Genomic DNA, 16,566 nt, shown 5'->3' on the forward strand with positions numbered 1-16,566 from the left:
ATGGTTGAGCAGGCGATGGGACTAGGCAGTATCAAGCGTTGAAAGAGCGCGGCAGGAAGTGAGTTCGCACCTCATTTCTGCCGCTCACCATAAGCAACTAATAGGAGTTGAACATGGCTAAGGCGCATTCTAAGCAAAACCGTGCGGTAAATAAAGCGGCAAAAACAGAACGTTATTACACCGTGGGATACGTGCCGCAAAATGGCAGGCCGAACCCCCGACCCGCGATAAATTTAACGGGCAGATGGCTTAAACAGGCGGGCTTTGAGATTGGTGGCACACTCACGGTTAAAATTATGAACGGCTGTCTGGTGCTTATTCCTGACAGTGACGACACCCACACCATTAAGCAACAGTACCAGCGCCAGCAAGACCAGCTCAGTGAGATTAAGCTCAAGATGCGGGAACTGCTTGGCGACTACACAAGCCGCTAAGGGCAGGGAGTAAGCGGCTCTTAAAAAGAAAAAAGCCGGAAGATCTCGGGGATCTTTCCGGCTATTAGATTTCATCAGTTATAATTTGTGCATTGCCAGTTGAATTTTTTCTTTTAATTCAAATAAATCATTTGCTGAATCTAAATAAATAGGATTTTCCCAGTTAAAGTCTTTAATTAATGCCAACTTAAACTGTCCATCAATTTCGAATGAGGGTCTCCAGCCTATGTCTAAAAGATATCCATTAGGAAATTCTACCTGCAACATATCTTCTTTTAATTCATCAATTTGATTCTCAAGAGGAATATCATCGCTAATACAAAAATCATTAAAAATGATCACTCCACTTTTTTCTGAAAAATCAATGTACATTATTTTGTTAGTTTCCTAAATTCGTTCAGAGAAATTGGATGTCCGTGAATAGTACCACCACTATATTCAACTCTTATCCATTGACTTGGTTTACCTTCACTAGCCCCGATAATTTCTCCCATATCTTGAACTTTCCAAGGTTTACCATTTGTAACTGGTTGACCTGTTTTATAAACAGAACGTTCTAATGCTTCAATATTAATCTCAGGCGTATATTTAGCAGGCCCAGATTTCGTTGATTTAACAATATCTTTCCAAGACATATTTTTCTGAGGAAAATGTTTAAATCCATGGTTTGTCCAATTAGGTTCATCTACTGTTGGGCACGGAGTTAACCCAAATGGATCAACCAAACCAACGGGATTATGCACATAGCCATACGGATTAAACCCACCCAGTAGCCCGATGGGGTCTGGACTGATATATTGCCCCGTCTCCGGCGAATAGTACCGGAAGCGGTTATAGTATAGCCCCGTTTCCTCATCCGCATACTGGCCCATGAACCGCAGGTTACAGTTTACATGATAATCCGGGTTATTGGAGGCGATGACCTGAAAACGTTCCGCTTTGCCCCAGGTCGTCAGTCGCTGTGCCCAGACCAGTACCCCTTCCTCGGACAACATCTCGCGCGGTGTCCCCTGATGGTCACTGACAATATAGTGCAGCTTGTCTTTTTCAACGCGTGCCGACGGCGTTAATGAACCGGGTTCATATAACCAACGGATACGTTGACCTTCCGCGGGTGTGCCATCCGCATAAACCGGCGTTTCCTCAATCAGCTGGTCGCCGCTCCACAGGTAATCCTGCCCCATAATGGCCTCGGCTCTCGGTTCTAAATCCGGTTTGCCATTCAGCCAGCGTTGGAGGTTGGCGGCAGTCAGTTTTCCATCGTGAACTTTCAGTTTCCGAATTCTGCGCCCAACAGCATCGTAGCGATAATGCCAGCGCGAGCCATCCGGGGTTTCGCAATGGGTCAGCTGGTTTTGGGTGTCCCAGCGGTAGCGCCAGATTTGCGGACGGAAGCCATCATGCTGTTCGGTTTTTTCCACCAGACGGCCATTGTCATCATAGCGATAGCGGATATCCCCCTGCTGCTGCACCCGCCCGGCTTTCTGGCGTTGGTTAATTTGTGCCACCGCTCCCCGCGCATCGGTCGGGAGATGTTGGCTGAGATTGCCGTTGGCATCATAGCTGAATTGCTCTTCATGCGGACGCGCACCCTCGAACAGGGTGTGGAGTATCTGGTCGTTGGTGTTGTAACGATAGCGGGTTTGTCCCCAGCGGCTGTCGTCAATCACCCGCACATTATGGGCACGGTCGTATTGCCAGCTCCGGTTGACGGCAGTGGCTTGTGGCGGGAAGTGCGGGTCATTTTGTGCCAGCGTTTCCCTGAAAAATTGGGTGGCCTGCCCTGCCGACTGATGTGCCAGCAGACCGGTTGCGGTGTAGCGGCTGGCGAGGATAAAGCCATGGGCACTTTCCCGCACTGTTTCCCGCCCCAGTGCATCATGCCGGAATGCCAGTGGCGCATGCTGGTTGAGCTGAAAGTGATTCAGACGCCCCGACAGGTTATAACCGAAGTGCAGGGTATTGCCCTCCACACTTTCGCTGACCGGGCGTCCCGTCAGATTATCCCATTCATGGGTAATCTCCCGTCCGTTGATGCGTTCACAGGTCGGCAGGCCAGTGGTCTTATCATACTCATACTCGACGATAGCATCGGCATTAGTGGCTTTCACCAACTGGTGACGGGCGTTGTACTCATAAGTCGTGGTGGTTTTAAGCACCCATTGGTTTTCTTCCGGCTGCCAGCTTTCCTGTTTGACCAATAAGCCCGCCGCAGAGTAGTGCCAGCGGAGCTGCTGCCCGTCGGGATACTGCACCTGTGTGCGTCGCCCCAGTTTATCGTACTGATAGTCGAGGGTACGCCCGGTAAAATCGGTTTCCCGGATAATCTGGCCCGCCGCATCCCGTTCATAACGGTAGGTTTCACCGGTGGAGGCGGTGACAGAATTCAACCGGGTCAGGCGGTCATAACCAAAGCGTAATACCGTGCCGTCGGGCCGGGTCACCTGATTGAGCAGGTCAAACGCGCCGTAGGTGTAGCGGGTGGTACGGCCTTCGCCGTCAGTAACCGCCACCACGCGCCGTTCACTGTCATAGGCCAGGTGCTGTGTGGTACCGTCCGGCAGTTCAGCCGCGGTCAGGCTGCCGTTAAGGCTGGCATGGTCGTCGCTATAGCGATAGTGGGTTTGTTGTTTGAGGGCATCGGTGAGTTGACGCAGGCGACCCAGTTCATCCAGTTGTAAATTGGTTGTCTGACCGTCCGGCGTCATCACGGCGGCCAGCCGTTGTTGCTCGTCATAAGCATAGTGCCACTGGCGGCCGTCCGGCAGCAGGCGCTGGCGTAATTCACCGTGGGTGCCGTATTGGTATGCTTCTTTGTGCCCCAACGGATTGGTCAGGGCTGTCAGGTTGCCCTGCTCATCATAGTGAAATTGCCAACGCTCACCCGTCGGCAGGACACTTTCGATAAGCTGCCCGTGTTCGTCATAACCATAAGCAAAAGTTTCACCCGTCGGCAGCTTCACTTCAGTCAGCGCACCGTCAGGGGTGTAATCGAATGTGGTGATCCCCCCTGCTGCATCGGCTTCCCAGACGATTTGGCTGTGGCGCCACTGGCGGCGGGTGACGCGCCCCAGCGGATCAACTTCACGGATCACCAGCCCGTTATGATCGTAGTGATGTTGGGTTTCGCCCCCCTCGGCATCCCGATACGTGGTGATACGCGCCTGATCGTCATAGTGGAAATGGTCACTCCAGTAGCCGCTGGGGGACGTCATGCTGATCACCCGTCCCTGTTCATCATAAGTGAGATGCAGATCGGTCTGAGCAGTATCGTGCCAGCGGGTCATCCGCCCCTGCGCATCATATTCATGCCACAGATGGTTGTGCTGGAACGCCTCACATTCACTCATATAGCCCTGCGGGTCATAGTGGCAGGTGACCAGCCGTTGTTGTTTTTGCTGGTCAAGATAATCCACTGTCTGGATCTGTTGGCCCTGATAACCCAGAATCAGCCGGAAACCATCTGTGCGTGCCACTTCAATCAGTTGTGACTGTTTATCGTAGATAAACCGGATGGCGTTCTGTCGGCGATCCGTGATGGCGGACAGCTTGCGCGTAGTTCCGACCGCATGGTTGAAATGGTAAGTCAACTGGGACTGGCGATCGGTCAGTTTCAGTTCACCGCGTCGTTCCCCCGTCAGCACGTAATGAGGAATATGCTGATTACGGGCGAGAACCTGATTTTCCGGGGTGGTGAAATCGTAGATCACGCCGTCGTTATCCGTGAAATTCACTTTTCCGGCGGTCAGCACCAGCTGGCGTGACCAGTCATCCGCCCATTTCGGGCCAAACAGACCGTTTAATTTGGCGGTCGAACGATAGGTCCGGGTCAGGGTGATCGGCAATAATCCGGGGATGGCAATGACGGGCCAGACTTGCAGGAAGTCACCGGTGGCCATATCGACAGGTTCACCCTTTACGCTACAGGTGCCATTGCAGCTGCCGTCTTTGTCGGTAGATTTGTTCTCAACGTGGTCTTCTTTAGCGTTTTTGGTTTTGGGAGTAGTGGCTTCGACCGCCTCTGCGGATCTCCCCTCAATACGTGCACCTGTTTCTGCGACTTTCGCGGCTTCACCGGTTTTTGCCGCCAGTGCGCCGGCTTCTGCAACTTTCGCTATTTCGCCCGCTTTAGTCACTGTGCCTGCAGCCCCGCCGACTTTTATCGGGCCAATCAACATGCCGATTTCAAGTGCGGTTCCCCCCAAGCGTTGCCCGGGAGTATCCAGTGTCATCTTGTATTCATCCAGATTAAACTGGCTTGCATTCGTGCGGTTGGCATCCGCCACTTCTCTTATGACGTCAGCTTGCTTTTCGGCGTCACTATCGTCAAATACCTTCCCCCAGAAAGCTAACGAGTTTGCCGATTCGTCCATCTCACGGCTGGCGTTCAGCATACCGCCCTTGACCGCCATTTCTGCCAGGCCAACCCCGGTATTACTGGCGGATTTGGCAATCCCTTTTTGCTGTTCAAGTGTATTCCATCCGTCCGGGGTCGACAGATCCTGGCCTGTTTCTTTGATTTTATCTGCGGCAGCATTTCCCAACGCAGTTCCCATCGCTTTAAGGGTTTCCCAAGCCCCCTTTTCGGATTTAGTTTCCGGCGTCACGGCCGCATTCGCCTCCTGCGGCGGCTTCGCGGCCTGCGGGGCCTGCCCGACAATACTACCCAGTGTATTGCCTTCCCCGGTCGGACTGTCATCCCGAACCTTTTGTGGCAACGGGGAATTCGGTTTGGGGGGGATAATATTGGTATCGTGCTCTTTCGGGCTAGCCGGTTCTTCTGTTTTGGCTACCGTTTTGCTATCTGTTCTAGCTCCATTGTTTTCTTCCATCGTTTCCTTCCTTATGCCCCATTCATCCAAAACTTATCCCCGTGGCGCAGCACCAGTTTGTTACCAGCGCGTACCGTGCGGGTGTGCTCCTGCGGATGGCATTTGCCGCCTACCGTGCCGCTTTTGACCCCGTTGGCGACACCGGGCTGGTCACCCAGCGTCTGCGGCACAAAGCTCTGGGCAAATACCACCACCGGTTTACCGTTGGCGCGTACCGATTGCACGGCGGCGGAGCTGTCCGCCAGTTTTGCCACTACCGGATAAGGGATCGGCGGTGTGGAGGAGCCCATCGGGGTTTTGCAGACATCAGGCAGCATGCCGATAATCATCCATGTGCCCGCCGTGCGGGCGATGTAGTTGTCAGCCATCCATTTTCTCCTCTTCCAATGGAGCCAGTTTGAGTAACGGCGCATCCGGGTTGATTTCAAACCGGGCTTCGGCTACCCGCACGGGCAGGGAGGCTTTGACGCTCAAACGGCAGGTCATGTGCAGTGTCCTGGCTTCGCTGTCGATAATTAAGGTGTCGGTACGCATCGGCACGGGCAGCAGCAGGCCGTTGTGCATCCGCAGCAGGATAAACGGGCGGTGTCCCGGCAGTTTGACATGCAGGTCACCGTTGGGCGTCAGGCCGCTCAGGGTGAGGGCAATATCGGTGTCCGGCCAGTCAATCTGCTGGTCTTCCGGTGCGCCGTTCCAGTAACCGAAGTCAAAATCTTTCGGCAGGTAAGGGTGACGATGTTCCAGCCAGTCGGCATCGTAAGTCCCAGCTAACTGGCGGCGGGGTAGCCACGGGCGGCCGATAAAGCCCATGCCCTGTGGCTGACCGGCTGGGGTATCGGTAGGCAGTGTTCCAGCCAGTTGTGCCGCAAAATGCTGAACAGTGAATGGCGCATCCGGTCGGGCAATGCGGGGGGCGGGATAGCGGGTGAGTTGTTTGGCCTGTGCATACCACGGGGTGATAAATCCCATCCCCAGCGGGTTGGTTTCACAAACGGCATGAGCAATCGGGGCATTTTCCCCGTCCGGGTGCTGCTGGCGCTGTTCCGGTGTCAGCCGGTCACGTTCGTTGAGGTGTTGGCTCGCTTTATCCTCTGCCTGAATTTTGCATTCGCCCCCAAAGGAGTAGCGATAATCCAGTGGTAGCATGGAAAAAGGTTTTGACTCCGTCAGTTGCCAGTTGCCGTTGGAGTCGCGGATAAACTCCCGCTCGCCGGTGACGGTCAGGGTTTTGTCGAGCAGGGACTGACCCTGCTTGGTTTGTACCTGTAATCGCACGGGAAATTCAGTGCAGGGTCGATTATCCGGCGCATACGCCGTGCCGTTGACAATCACATCGCAACGTGGCTTAAACGGGGCAAGGTCACTCTCCTGCAACACCTGCGAGACATTCATCTGCCCACGGTATTCATCCTGTAAACACAGGGGCGGTGCGGGCAGCAGTTCGGCGGCGTACTCCCCTTGTCCGGCAGGCATCAGCTGATAACCGATTTTCATGACGGCGACATGATGCTCGGTATCGTCGACATCCAACATCGAGTAGTTCATCACCGCAAAGGGGGTCAGGTTACGAAATTCCATCTCAGTCTGTCCTTGTTAGTTCAGGTCGATGTCTTTGCCGGTGATTTGTACCGGGCCACTGGCCTCAAATTTGAACTCACTGCCCTGTATTGTAATTTTGCCCGTGCTGTCCATGCGCAGGACGCTGGCCCCGCATTTCAGCTCAATCACATCACCGGCATTGATGGACAAGGTATTACCGACAACCACAGATTTGTGAAGCCCGACCTGTTCAGTCTGGCTGGCACCGACAGTGGTATTCATGCTGGCCCCGACGGTCAGGGCATAGACCATGCCGATGGTTTCCGTGCTGGTCATTTTCACCATTTCGTTTTTGTGCTCATTCACCTTGATGGTCTGGTTTTTCTCCACGGTTTCGCTGTGGTTTGCCAGTACATGGGTATCACGGTTATTGAGCACTTTGGTGTTCATGTCTTTCTGCGCGTGCAGTGCCAGTCGTTCACTGCCTTTGGCATCCTCAAACAGCAGTTCGTTATATCCTTGCCCCTTGTGGGTTTTGGAGCGGAATGCCATTTGGGTTTTGCTGCCCGGTAAGCTACCCGGCGGGATATTGCTGGCATGGTAGGTACGCCCGGTCACTATCGGCTGGTCGGGGTCGCCGTGCAGGAAGTCCACCACCACTTCCTGTCCGATACGCGGGATGGCCAGCATGCCCCAGCCCTGACCGGCCCACGGCTGGCTGACCCGTATCCAGCAGGAGCTTTGGTCGTCGTTCTTGCCGTACCTGTCCCACGGGAATTGCAGGCGTACACGCCCGTACTGGTCACAGAAAATCTCTTCCCCCGCCGGGCCGACCACTTTGGCAATCTGCGGGCCATCAATCACCGGTTTGGGCAGCGGTGCCGGGCGCCAGTTCTGATTCTGGCGGATGAAGTGGAAATGGCTGTGCAATGTGGTTCCCGAACCTGAGCTGGCGGTTTCCAGTGCCTGTGGCTGGCTGCCGCTGTGGGTGGTAGAGACGGTCTGCCATGACTGATTCAGGTCTAACCGGGGATGGTTATCGAGAATGAACAGTTTGCCCGGTTGCAGGGCGATGGCATTGCCGCTGCCTTGTCCGGTCACGGCGTCGCTGCGCAGCGCCTCCAGCCGGTAGCGGGTAAAATCCTTGCCATGCGCCTCGTCCTTGAAGCGGCCCGGATAGTCGTAGTGCTCGTAGTACAGCTGTTGCAGGTTTTCATCCCGCATCTGCTGCTGAAATTCTGCCGGCCAGGCCGGGTTCTTGAAGGTGTAATCCTTCAGCTGCACCTGAGCCGGGCGCACCTGTGCGCTGCTGGTCAGGCTGCTGACTGCCGGTTCGCCCAGCGTACTGGTCTCACCCGGCTGATAGGGCAGGCGTAGGCCCGGCGGCACTGAACCGCAATCGTCGGCGAACACCAGTGTGTTGCGCCCGTTACTGCATTCGAAGAAGTAGAAAATGCCCTCTTCCGCCGTTAACCGTTGCAGGAAGGCAAAGTCACTTTCCTGATACTGCACGCAGAATTCGCGTTCCGGGTGCGGGTGGCGCAGGTTAAACACCACGTCGCGGATGCTGTGCTCCTTGAGGATTTTGCTGATGATGCCGGCGATGTTGAGTTGCTGGAAGATGCGTGAGTTCTGCCGCAAGGTTGTGCGCCACAGGTCAGGGCGGATACTCATCCGGTAGGTGGTTTGGTGCAGGCCGGTGTTGCCCTGCTCAAAGCGGGTGACGATGCCGGTGACGCTGCGCTGTTCAATACCGTTTTGCAGAATGGTCAGCGTCGCCGTGCGGTCAAGCACCAGCGGGAAGCCAATGGCGGCGTCGGCGCTCGCCAGCCCCACTTCCAGCGCAAAGGGGCGCGAGAAGTGTTCGCTCAGGCTGAAGTCGGTGACGACAAAGGTCTGTGCCGGCAATCCGCCGGCTGTCAGGGTGAACAACAGGCCGCTGGGATCAGCGCTACCCATTAATCCCAATTGCTGACCGATGTGCTGCAACAGCTTGCCTGCCATCGAGTCACCGGCGGCGGCCCGGACAGCCAGCCCGGCTTTTTGTCCCTGACCACCGACAAAGCCACCCCCCATACCGCTGATCATGCTATTAGTACCGAGGCCACCGACGGCTTTGCCTGAGCTTCCCGCAAAGCCGCCCCCCATGCCACTGATCATGCTACCGGCACCGAGACCGGCAGCAGTGTTACCCCCGGTCCCCGTCAACAGGCCTTTGGCCTGTTTCGCCCTCTGTGTAGCTTGCTGTCCTTGTTCCAACAGCCCTTTTCCTTTCTTCAATGTTGTGAGGTGCTTTTTTACTGACATAGTCTGTCTCCCTGAGATGATGGAATGTTATGCAATAGGCTATCCCACCTGATAGCAACGCAGGGCATAACATTCGGGCACAAGATTTCAATTTAACTCACATTGTCTCCGACAAATGGGTTAATTAAGGACGCAATACGCTGCTTTACGATAATTTGAAGGGACGCTGTTGTCCGAATATCTCGGCGGAACCGTGATCAATAAAATGAGGGGAATAATAAATAACGGAGGAGTAAAGGCCAAATTAAATCAAGTGAAATAAAAAATAGCACACGGTAATAACAGCGTAAAAAGTTAAAATGATTGCCGTTGAAAAATAATATTCTGAGATAGCATATATTATTAGTGTATCAATGTGGTTGATATTTATCCATAAAAGGTGTTTCCTCCATAACATTATGAGATGAAAATAAAAAATCAGATAATGGTTTTAACAAAATCATGATCATTTTTCTTTTGTGATATTTGTCACATAAAACCTATTTTTAGAAATGAGGTTTTTATTTTCTGTCTTTTTATTTTTAATAAAAAAGAGTGTAACAATGAATGGTCTGTTTCCATTGAATATATAAATCACAGCCAGCCATTCATTCAAATGAAAGTAAATATTGCGATGATCCTGTTCAATCAGGTTATTAAGGTACTTATTCTGCCTGATATTAATCGGCTTATTTTTCAGTTTTTCCTTGTTTATTTCGTCCAACGCCGCTTTATTGGCACCGCTTTTATCAAGAGTTACCACGTCAGGTTGTCCATGTTGACGCATCGCCTTTTTGAAGAAACGCAATGCCGCTTTTTTATCCCGATGAGCTGTCAGCAAAAATTCATTTCTTCCAAATTACGCAGGCTCAGCGCGTAGGCCAGAGACCAGCGAACGCACTGAGCGATGATATCAACAGGATAATGCAGGCGTTTGAACGCATTTCGGATAAGGGACATCGTTCTGGATTCGCTAAAAAATAGGGAGCTTACCTGATGTTCCGTTAATGCGACAAAACCAAAATCAGTCAGCCAAATCAACTTGCTGATTATCAATCAGTCGTGTTTGTCCTAACCATGCGGCTATCAAGATCACGGCTTTTTTGCTTTGTTCTGTCAATGGCATCAGGTTTTCTGCATCACGGATAAATAATTCATCTGGCATAAAACCTTCTTCACGCAAATGTACAGATGTCAGTTCAATTAGCTGTTCAGTATTCCGTTCGCCATTTTTCAGCTTTTCAGCTGTACACTGCATAACTTTATTTAGCAAAGGCGCAATTTTTCTCTCTTCAACGGACAGAAGATTATTACGTGAACTGAGTGCCAAGCCATTTTTATCACGGACGATAGGCACGGAAACCAATGTAATATCGTAAGTCATATCAGCGATCATTTTGCGGATGATTTGCAATTGCTGGAAATCTTTTTCGCCGAAATAAACCAGATCTGGTTGGATCAGATTAAACAATTTACTGACAACGGTAGTGACACCTCGGAAATGCCCCGGTCGGCTGGCACCTTCAAGTATATGGGAGAGTTCTGGCTCTTCGACAAAAGTTTGTTTGCTGTTTAAGCCGTCTGGATACATTTCGTTAGCGTTGGGGGCAAATACTAGCTCGACATTGCGACGGCTCAGTTTTTCGCAATCTTCCTGCAATGTGCGGGGATAATTGACCAGGTCATCTTCTCGATCAAATTGCATCGGATTGACGAAAATACTGACGATAACGACATCAGCCTGTGCTTTGGCGGTATCAACTAACGCCATATGACCATCATGCAGGTTTCCCATTGTGGGGACAAAAGCAATACGCTTGCCCGCTTGACGCCAGCGGCGGATTTCACGGCGTAAAATTGGGATCGTTTCTATAATCAGCATTGCTGTACTCCTTTAATTAGTCGTCATGCTGGAGAATAATCATTTGAATGAATGTGTTTGGTCGGGATAGGCTCCACTTTCTACCTGTTCAATGTACAGACGGATGGCATCCCTGATATTGCCAGTTTCTTTGAGAAAGTCTTTGGCAAATTTGGGCGGTTTTGCGGTGATACCTAAGGCATCGTGCATAACCAAAATCTGAGCATCAGTACCATTACCGGCACCAATGCCAATTACTGGAATTGTGGTGAGCTTTTCGGTAACTTTACGCGCCAGTTCGGAAGGAACGCACTCTAACAACAGTATTTGCATACCTGAATTTTTTAGTGAGATAGCATCAGTAATCAATTGATTTGCTGATGATTCATCACGTCCCTGAACTTTATAGCCCCCAAGGATATTGACGGATTGTGGCATCAAGCCTAAATGGATACAGACAGGAACAGAGCGCTCGGTCAACATTTTCACTGTATCACTGAGCCAGCTTCCACCTTCAATTTTTACCATATTGGCACCGGCACGCATCAATTTGGCTGCATTCTCACAAGCTTGCTCCGGTGTGGCGTAACTCATGAATGGCATATCTGCGATTAAAAAAGAATTAGGGGCACCTGCGCGAACGCAACGAGTATGGTAAGTGATATCTTCCATCGTGACAGGTAAGGTTGAATCGAATCCCTGCACAGTCATACCAAGTGAATCACCAATTAACATGACATTGATGCCTTGTTCGGCGAAAAGATGGGCGAAACTGGCATCGTAAGCGGTGATAGTAGCGAATTTGCGTTTTTCTTTTTTTAACTGACGCAGGTCAGCCAGGGTTGTTGGTTTCATTATTATCTCCTGAATAGTTATACCCTTTATTTTTCAAATGGCTGTTTTTTTGTCTGCAATTTGAAATTTAATTGGGTATAGAGCCTATCCTATTGGGGACTCCCAAAATATGGGTAATCCCAAAATATCCGATAGGATAGGCCCCAATTATCCAGAAACAGGCCACAGCTGTATGAGCTATAACCAAAGAGTCAGGCCATTTTCTGGAACTTGTTTCAATCGTTCTGCTAGTGCCTCCCCATCGGGGAATACAAGGTTTGGTGCGATTTCTGCAAGTGGATAAAGCATGAATTCACGCTGTTTTAATCCGTAGTGGGGAATGGTCAAACGTTCTGTGGCAATGATGTGATCGCCAAACAACATGATATCCAAATCGAGCGTTCTAGGCCCCCAGCGTTCATCTTTGCGGACACGTCCTTGCTCCAGTTCGATCGATTGGGTGTGATCAAGCAATGTTTCTGGTGATAATTGGGTATCCAATGCGACGGCAAGGTTAAGGTAATCTGGTTGATCCTGTGGTCCCATTGGTTTAGTTCGGTAAAAAGATGATTGAACAACCAAAGTGGTATCAGGGATCTTTTTCAGAGCAGCAAGTGCGTTATCGACTTGCTGCAAAGGGTTGGCCAGATTACTGCCAATGGCGATATAGACTCGGGGCATATTAATCGCTGTCCCTGTTTTGGCGAGTAGGTTTACCACGGTGGCGTGTTCTGCGACGAATGGGTCTGTTGCCCAGTTTTGATATCATTCCGCGCTGCTGTGTCGGTGTTGACTGTTGGAATTCAGTCCACCATTGTACTAGCTCTTTCAGGTCATTACGGGACTCAATATTGGCACGTAACTCCAGTAAATCATATGCTGCACGGAACTTCGGATGTTCCATCAGTCTATTCGCGTGTTTTCCTTGACGATTCGGCAGGCTAAGCTGAAGTAACCAGATCTCGCGCATGATTGCGGTATAGCGTTTCGGTATCGCGATAGAGCCGCATTGTTTCATGCAAATGTCATTTATTGCTACCGAAAAGGCTTCTTTATACCGTAATCCACTTTCCTGGTTCAATTGTTCCGCATGTTCAATCATTGGATACCACAACATGGCTGCAAATAAGAAAGCGGGATTAACTCTCTTGTCGTTTTGCAAACGAAAATCTGTATTTTTCAGCACTTGTACCAACAATTTCTCCATCGGTGTATCACCATTCTGGGTGAAGCCACGTTGGATAAGTGGAAACAATGGCTGGAACAGATGATATTTGCGCAGCAGTCTGTAGGTCTTGTAACCCTGTCCCGACTGTAACAGTTTCAGGGATTCTTCGAACAAGCGTGCTGGTGGAATATCTTTTAGCAGAAATGCAAGACGCGGGATAGGCTCAGCAGTGGCTGGTTCGATGGTCATGTCCAGTTTGCTGGCAAAGCGGACAGCACGTAGCATACGCACGGGATCTTCCCGATAGCGGGTTTCTGGATCACCAATCAGACGAATGATACCTGCGTTCAGATCTGCCATTCCACCAACGTAATCCCGCAGGGCAAAATCTCCAATGCCATAATAGAGGCTATTAATTGTGAAATCGCGGCGAGCAGCATCTTCTTCTACTGAACCGAAAATATTATCACGCAGTAACATGCCGCTTTGGGCTTTATGCGACTGATTCCGGTCATTACTTTCAATTTGGTCATGTGGCCCACGGAAGGTGGCAACCTCAATCACATCAGGCCCGAACATGATATGGGCAAGGCGAAAGCGACGGCCGACAAGGCGACAGTTACGAAACAGTGTACGAACTTGCTCAGGTGTAGCATTGGTTGCGATATCAAAATCTTTGGGTTGTTTGTACAGCAGTAAGTCGCGAACGCCACCACCGACCAGATAAGCTTCAAACCCTGACTTATTCAGGCGATTCAGAACTTTCAGGGCATTATCACTAATGTCTTTGCGTGAAATAGGGTGTTGCTCTCGTGGGATCACCGTGATTGGGGAGTCCGAAGGCTTTGCCTTTGCGGATTTTTTCTTCATTTTGTCGTTTTCGGCATATGATGAAGATGAATGATTTTCTCTGCGACGTTTACGCAGAGAACTGCCCTCTATTTGAGCAGAATGGTCAGATACGGTGACTGGCCTTTCACTGACTGCCTGTGTGTTGCGTTTTACCCTGTTATCGCGGATTAACAAATTACGGCAGAAAGTTGCTACTCGGTTAAAAATGATACACCTCGATAGTGACTAATCAATTAAAACAAAAAAACAGCCGTCAATCATAACTTACTGAACATTTTTTGAGAATGCTTACAGTACCAATAGAAAGACTTTATTTAACTTTATCTATTGGCTATGTTTTTTGGCGGAACTGCATATATATTCCAACCGACGATAGCCTGCTGTAGCAGTTGATCTGTAGTGAGATCCTGCCAGCCTGCAATAGTGGGTTGATTCAAGAATGATAACGCATCAATAATCAATGGCCTTGGATCATCTAATGGGATCGGTTGGGCATGATTTTGCTTAGAAAGTTTATTTCCCTCTTTATTTAATACGAGAGGTAAATGCATATAATCTGGCGTTGCAAAATTCAAGTGCTGATACAGAGATAGCTGACGAACCGTTGGTTCAATTAAATCCGCTCCTCTGACAATTTCAGTGACGCCTTGATAGTTATCATCAATAACAACGACAAGATTATAGGCGAATAAACCGTCTTTGCGATAAATAATGAAATCTTCCTCAGCTATTTCAGTGGACACAGTGATGTGTCCTTGCAATTTATCGTAAAAACCATAAACCGGATGGTGCTGTTTTAGACGAACCGCGGCGTTGTGATCAGGAAGGTGTAAATGTCGGCAATGACCATTATAAAAGCCGCCGAGTTGTTGAATATGTTGGCGGGTGCAGGTACAGCAATAGCTGTTTCCCTGCTGTTTTAATTGAGAGAGGATAGCACGGTAAGCGTCATGGCGCTGGGATTGATAGAGCACTTCGTCATCCCAGTAAAGTCCGTAATGTTCAAGGGCATTCAATATTCGGTCGGCAGCGCCGGGAACTTCCCGTGGGGGATCAATATCATCAATCCGCATCAGCCATTTTCCGTGGCAGGCACGAGCTTGCAGATAACTGCCCAGTGCAGTTACTAGGGAACCAAAATGGAGATCGCCGGAAGGAGATGGAGCGAAACGCCCAATATATAACGAGGAATGTTCAGGTTGAGTCATATCAGGTTCAATATAGGGGCATACGGCGCCGGATAGCGCCGTACTTAACCCTATTCGTTAGCCAGCCATTTGCTTTTCGCGAATTTCGGCCAACGTCTTACAGTCAATACATAAATCGGCTGTTGGGCGAGCTTCTAAACGGCGGATGCCGATTTCAACCCCACAGGACTCACAATAGCCAAAGTCCTCGTCTTCAACCTTTTTCAGCGTTTTTTCGATCTTTTTGATCAATTTACGCTCACGATCCCGATTACGTAATTCAAGACTGAACTCTTCTTCTTGCGCCGCACGGTCAACTGGATCAGGGAAGTTTGCTGCCTCATCTTGCATATGAGATACAGTACGGTCTACTTCATCCCTGAGTTGATTGCGCCATGCTTCCAGAATCAGCTTGAAATGCTCTAACTGGGCATCGTTCATGTATTCTTCGCCTGGCTTTCCTTGGTAAGGCTCTACCCCAGCGATGGCGAGAATGCTCAAGGACGAGGTTTTACGTTTTTGCCCTTCTTGCATAATGCTTCTCCTTACACACGCACTATCACACGACCCCCCCAACAGTAGGGGGGAAAAAATAGGCCGCTATAAATAGCAGATGACTGCGAGGTTGGCAATTGTTCCTGCCATTAGTTTTGCAATGGTGTGAAGACAGACATGTTTACTGCCTAAATATGTCGCAAAACAACGCTCATTAGCATGATCTGTTTACAAATTATCCCATTGATACAAAAGGTAATTTTTCACTCAGAACCATCCCGTTTTCTGTCATGCAAGCCTTATAACAAATTACTTCGACTCCTGATTTAATTGCTTGTTCCAAAAGAAAAGCATAATCATGGTCAATATGTTTTGCTGCCGCAACCTGACTGATCCCAGAATGTAGAACAGCAAATAACAAGACAGCACGCTGGCCTTGTTGTGCTATCAATGATAGCTCACGTAAATGTTTTTGCCCCCGAATTGTGACTGCATCAGGAAAATACCCATATTTTTCCTGTAACAATGTCACTGATTTGACTTCAATATAGCAATTAACTCTTTGTTTTGACTGTAACAATAAATCTATACGGCTTTTCTCTTTTCCATAGCTAATCTCACGACTAATGTGCTCATATCCAGATAATTCCGAAATGATATTTTTGTCGATGGCTTGATGGACCAAGTCATTGGCTCTGAGAGTATTGACACAAATCCGGTGACCATCTTGGGTTTGCGTCAATTCCCAGCTATTCGGGTACTTGCGTTTGGGATTATCTGATGTGGAATACCACACGGTATCTCCTGGTGTGGCACATCCTGTCATGGCACCAGTATTGGCACAGTGTAGAGTGAGTGTTTCTCCTTCTGGCGTGAGGACATCCGCAAGAAAGCGTTTATAGCGTCGGATTAAGGTAGCAGGCTTCAGGGGAGGTGAAAATTCCATAAACTTTCCTTCATAACCAGTGGGTGTCGGTTTTCAGTAATCGAAAATATTTCGTGATTGCCAGAATCAGTAACCTGAAATTCGATGAAATGAAATCAAAGATGCTAATGCTACAATGGCATTCATTGAAAT

Annotated in this window: 13 protein-coding genes and 1 pseudogene; 1 reads left to right on the top strand and 13 read right to left on the bottom strand. The window is 49.7% G+C overall.

Annotated elements, in window-relative coordinates; all coding sequences use genetic code 11:
* Positions 1–113 precede the first annotated feature (113 nt).
* A complete protein-coding gene (locus PSI14_RS17545; protein WP_273577168.1) occupies positions 114–434 on the top strand; it encodes a SymE family type I addiction module toxin in 321 nt (106 codons plus the stop codon).
* 78 nt (positions 435–512) lie between these two features.
* Here PSI14_RS17545 and PSI14_RS17550 read toward each other — a convergent pair whose 3' ends face one another.
* The 13 genes and pseudogenes from PSI14_RS17550 to sfsA all read right to left on the bottom strand — a co-directional run bounded on the left by PSI14_RS17550 (position 513) and on the right by sfsA (position 16,434).
* The gene (locus PSI14_RS17550) at positions 513–806 is read right to left on the bottom strand and encodes a hypothetical protein (RefSeq protein WP_273577170.1); all 294 of its coding nucleotides are present in this window, start codon (positions 804–806) and stop codon (positions 513–515) included.
* The gene (locus tag PSI14_RS17555) at positions 806–5,266 is read right to left on the bottom strand and encodes an RHS repeat-associated core domain-containing protein (RefSeq protein WP_273577172.1); all 4,461 of its coding nucleotides are present in this window, start codon (positions 5,264–5,266) and stop codon (positions 806–808) included. The genes PSI14_RS17550 and PSI14_RS17555 overlap by 1 nt, the downstream gene beginning before the upstream one ends.
* 11 nt (positions 5,267–5,277) lie before the next feature.
* Positions 5,278–5,634: a DUF4150 domain-containing protein gene (locus PSI14_RS17560; RefSeq protein WP_273577174.1), complete on the bottom strand. Its 357-nt coding sequence runs from the start codon at positions 5,632–5,634 to the stop codon at positions 5,278–5,280.
* Positions 5,627–6,844: a DUF2169 family type VI secretion system accessory protein gene (locus PSI14_RS17565; RefSeq protein ID WP_273577176.1), complete on the bottom strand. Its 1,218-nt coding sequence runs from the start codon at positions 6,842–6,844 to the stop codon at positions 5,627–5,629. The genes PSI14_RS17560 and PSI14_RS17565 overlap by 8 nt, the downstream gene beginning before the upstream one ends.
* Positions 6,845–6,859: 15 nt before the next feature.
* Positions 6,860–9,112: a type VI secretion system Vgr family protein gene (locus tag PSI14_RS17570; protein WP_370688882.1), complete on the bottom strand. Its 2,253-nt coding sequence runs from the start codon at positions 9,110–9,112 to the stop codon at positions 6,860–6,862.
* A 604-nt stretch (positions 9,113–9,716) separates the two neighbouring features.
* A pseudogene (locus PSI14_RS17575) lies at positions 9,717–10,051 on the bottom strand (DDE-type integrase/transposase/recombinase); the annotation flags it as partial.
* A 64-nt stretch (positions 10,052–10,115) separates the two neighbouring features.
* Positions 10,116–10,973, bottom strand: a complete 858-nt coding sequence (panC, locus tag PSI14_RS17580) for a pantoate--beta-alanine ligase (RefSeq protein ID WP_273577178.1) — start codon at positions 10,971–10,973, stop codon at positions 10,116–10,118.
* A 39-nt stretch (positions 10,974–11,012) separates the two neighbouring features.
* Positions 11,013–11,807 carry a 3-methyl-2-oxobutanoate hydroxymethyltransferase gene (gene panB, locus PSI14_RS17585; protein ID WP_273577180.1) on the bottom strand — a complete coding sequence of 265 codons (795 nt, stop codon included), beginning with the start codon at positions 11,805–11,807 and terminating at the stop codon, positions 11,013–11,015.
* A 177-nt stretch (positions 11,808–11,984) separates the two neighbouring features.
* Positions 11,985–12,467, bottom strand: coding sequence for a 2-amino-4-hydroxy-6-hydroxymethyldihydropteridine diphosphokinase (gene folK / locus PSI14_RS17590; RefSeq protein ID WP_273577182.1), 483 nt, complete (start codon positions 12,465–12,467; stop codon positions 11,985–11,987).
* A gap of 1 nt (position 12,468) precedes the next feature.
* Positions 12,469–13,824 carry a polynucleotide adenylyltransferase PcnB gene (gene pcnB, locus PSI14_RS17595; protein ID WP_273577213.1) on the bottom strand — a complete coding sequence of 452 codons (1,356 nt, stop codon included), beginning with the start codon at positions 13,822–13,824 and terminating at the stop codon, positions 12,469–12,471.
* A gap of 302 nt (positions 13,825–14,126) precedes the next feature.
* Positions 14,127–15,014, bottom strand: coding sequence for a tRNA glutamyl-Q(34) synthetase GluQRS (gluQRS, locus tag PSI14_RS17600; protein ID WP_273577184.1), 888 nt, complete (start codon positions 15,012–15,014; stop codon positions 14,127–14,129).
* 57 nt (positions 15,015–15,071) lie between these two features.
* Positions 15,072–15,527 carry an RNA polymerase-binding protein DksA gene (gene dksA, locus PSI14_RS17605; RefSeq protein ID WP_092517832.1) on the bottom strand — a complete coding sequence of 152 codons (456 nt, stop codon included), beginning with the start codon at positions 15,525–15,527 and terminating at the stop codon, positions 15,072–15,074.
* A 196-nt stretch (positions 15,528–15,723) separates the two neighbouring features.
* Positions 15,724–16,434: a DNA/RNA nuclease SfsA gene (sfsA, locus tag PSI14_RS17610; RefSeq protein WP_273577186.1), complete on the bottom strand. Its 711-nt coding sequence runs from the start codon at positions 16,432–16,434 to the stop codon at positions 15,724–15,726.
* Positions 16,435–16,566 lie beyond the last annotated feature (132 nt).

Source organism: Xenorhabdus anantnagensis (assembly GCF_028598555.1).
GTDB classification, from domain to species: Bacteria; Pseudomonadota; Gammaproteobacteria; order Enterobacterales; family Enterobacteriaceae; genus Xenorhabdus; species Xenorhabdus anantnagensis.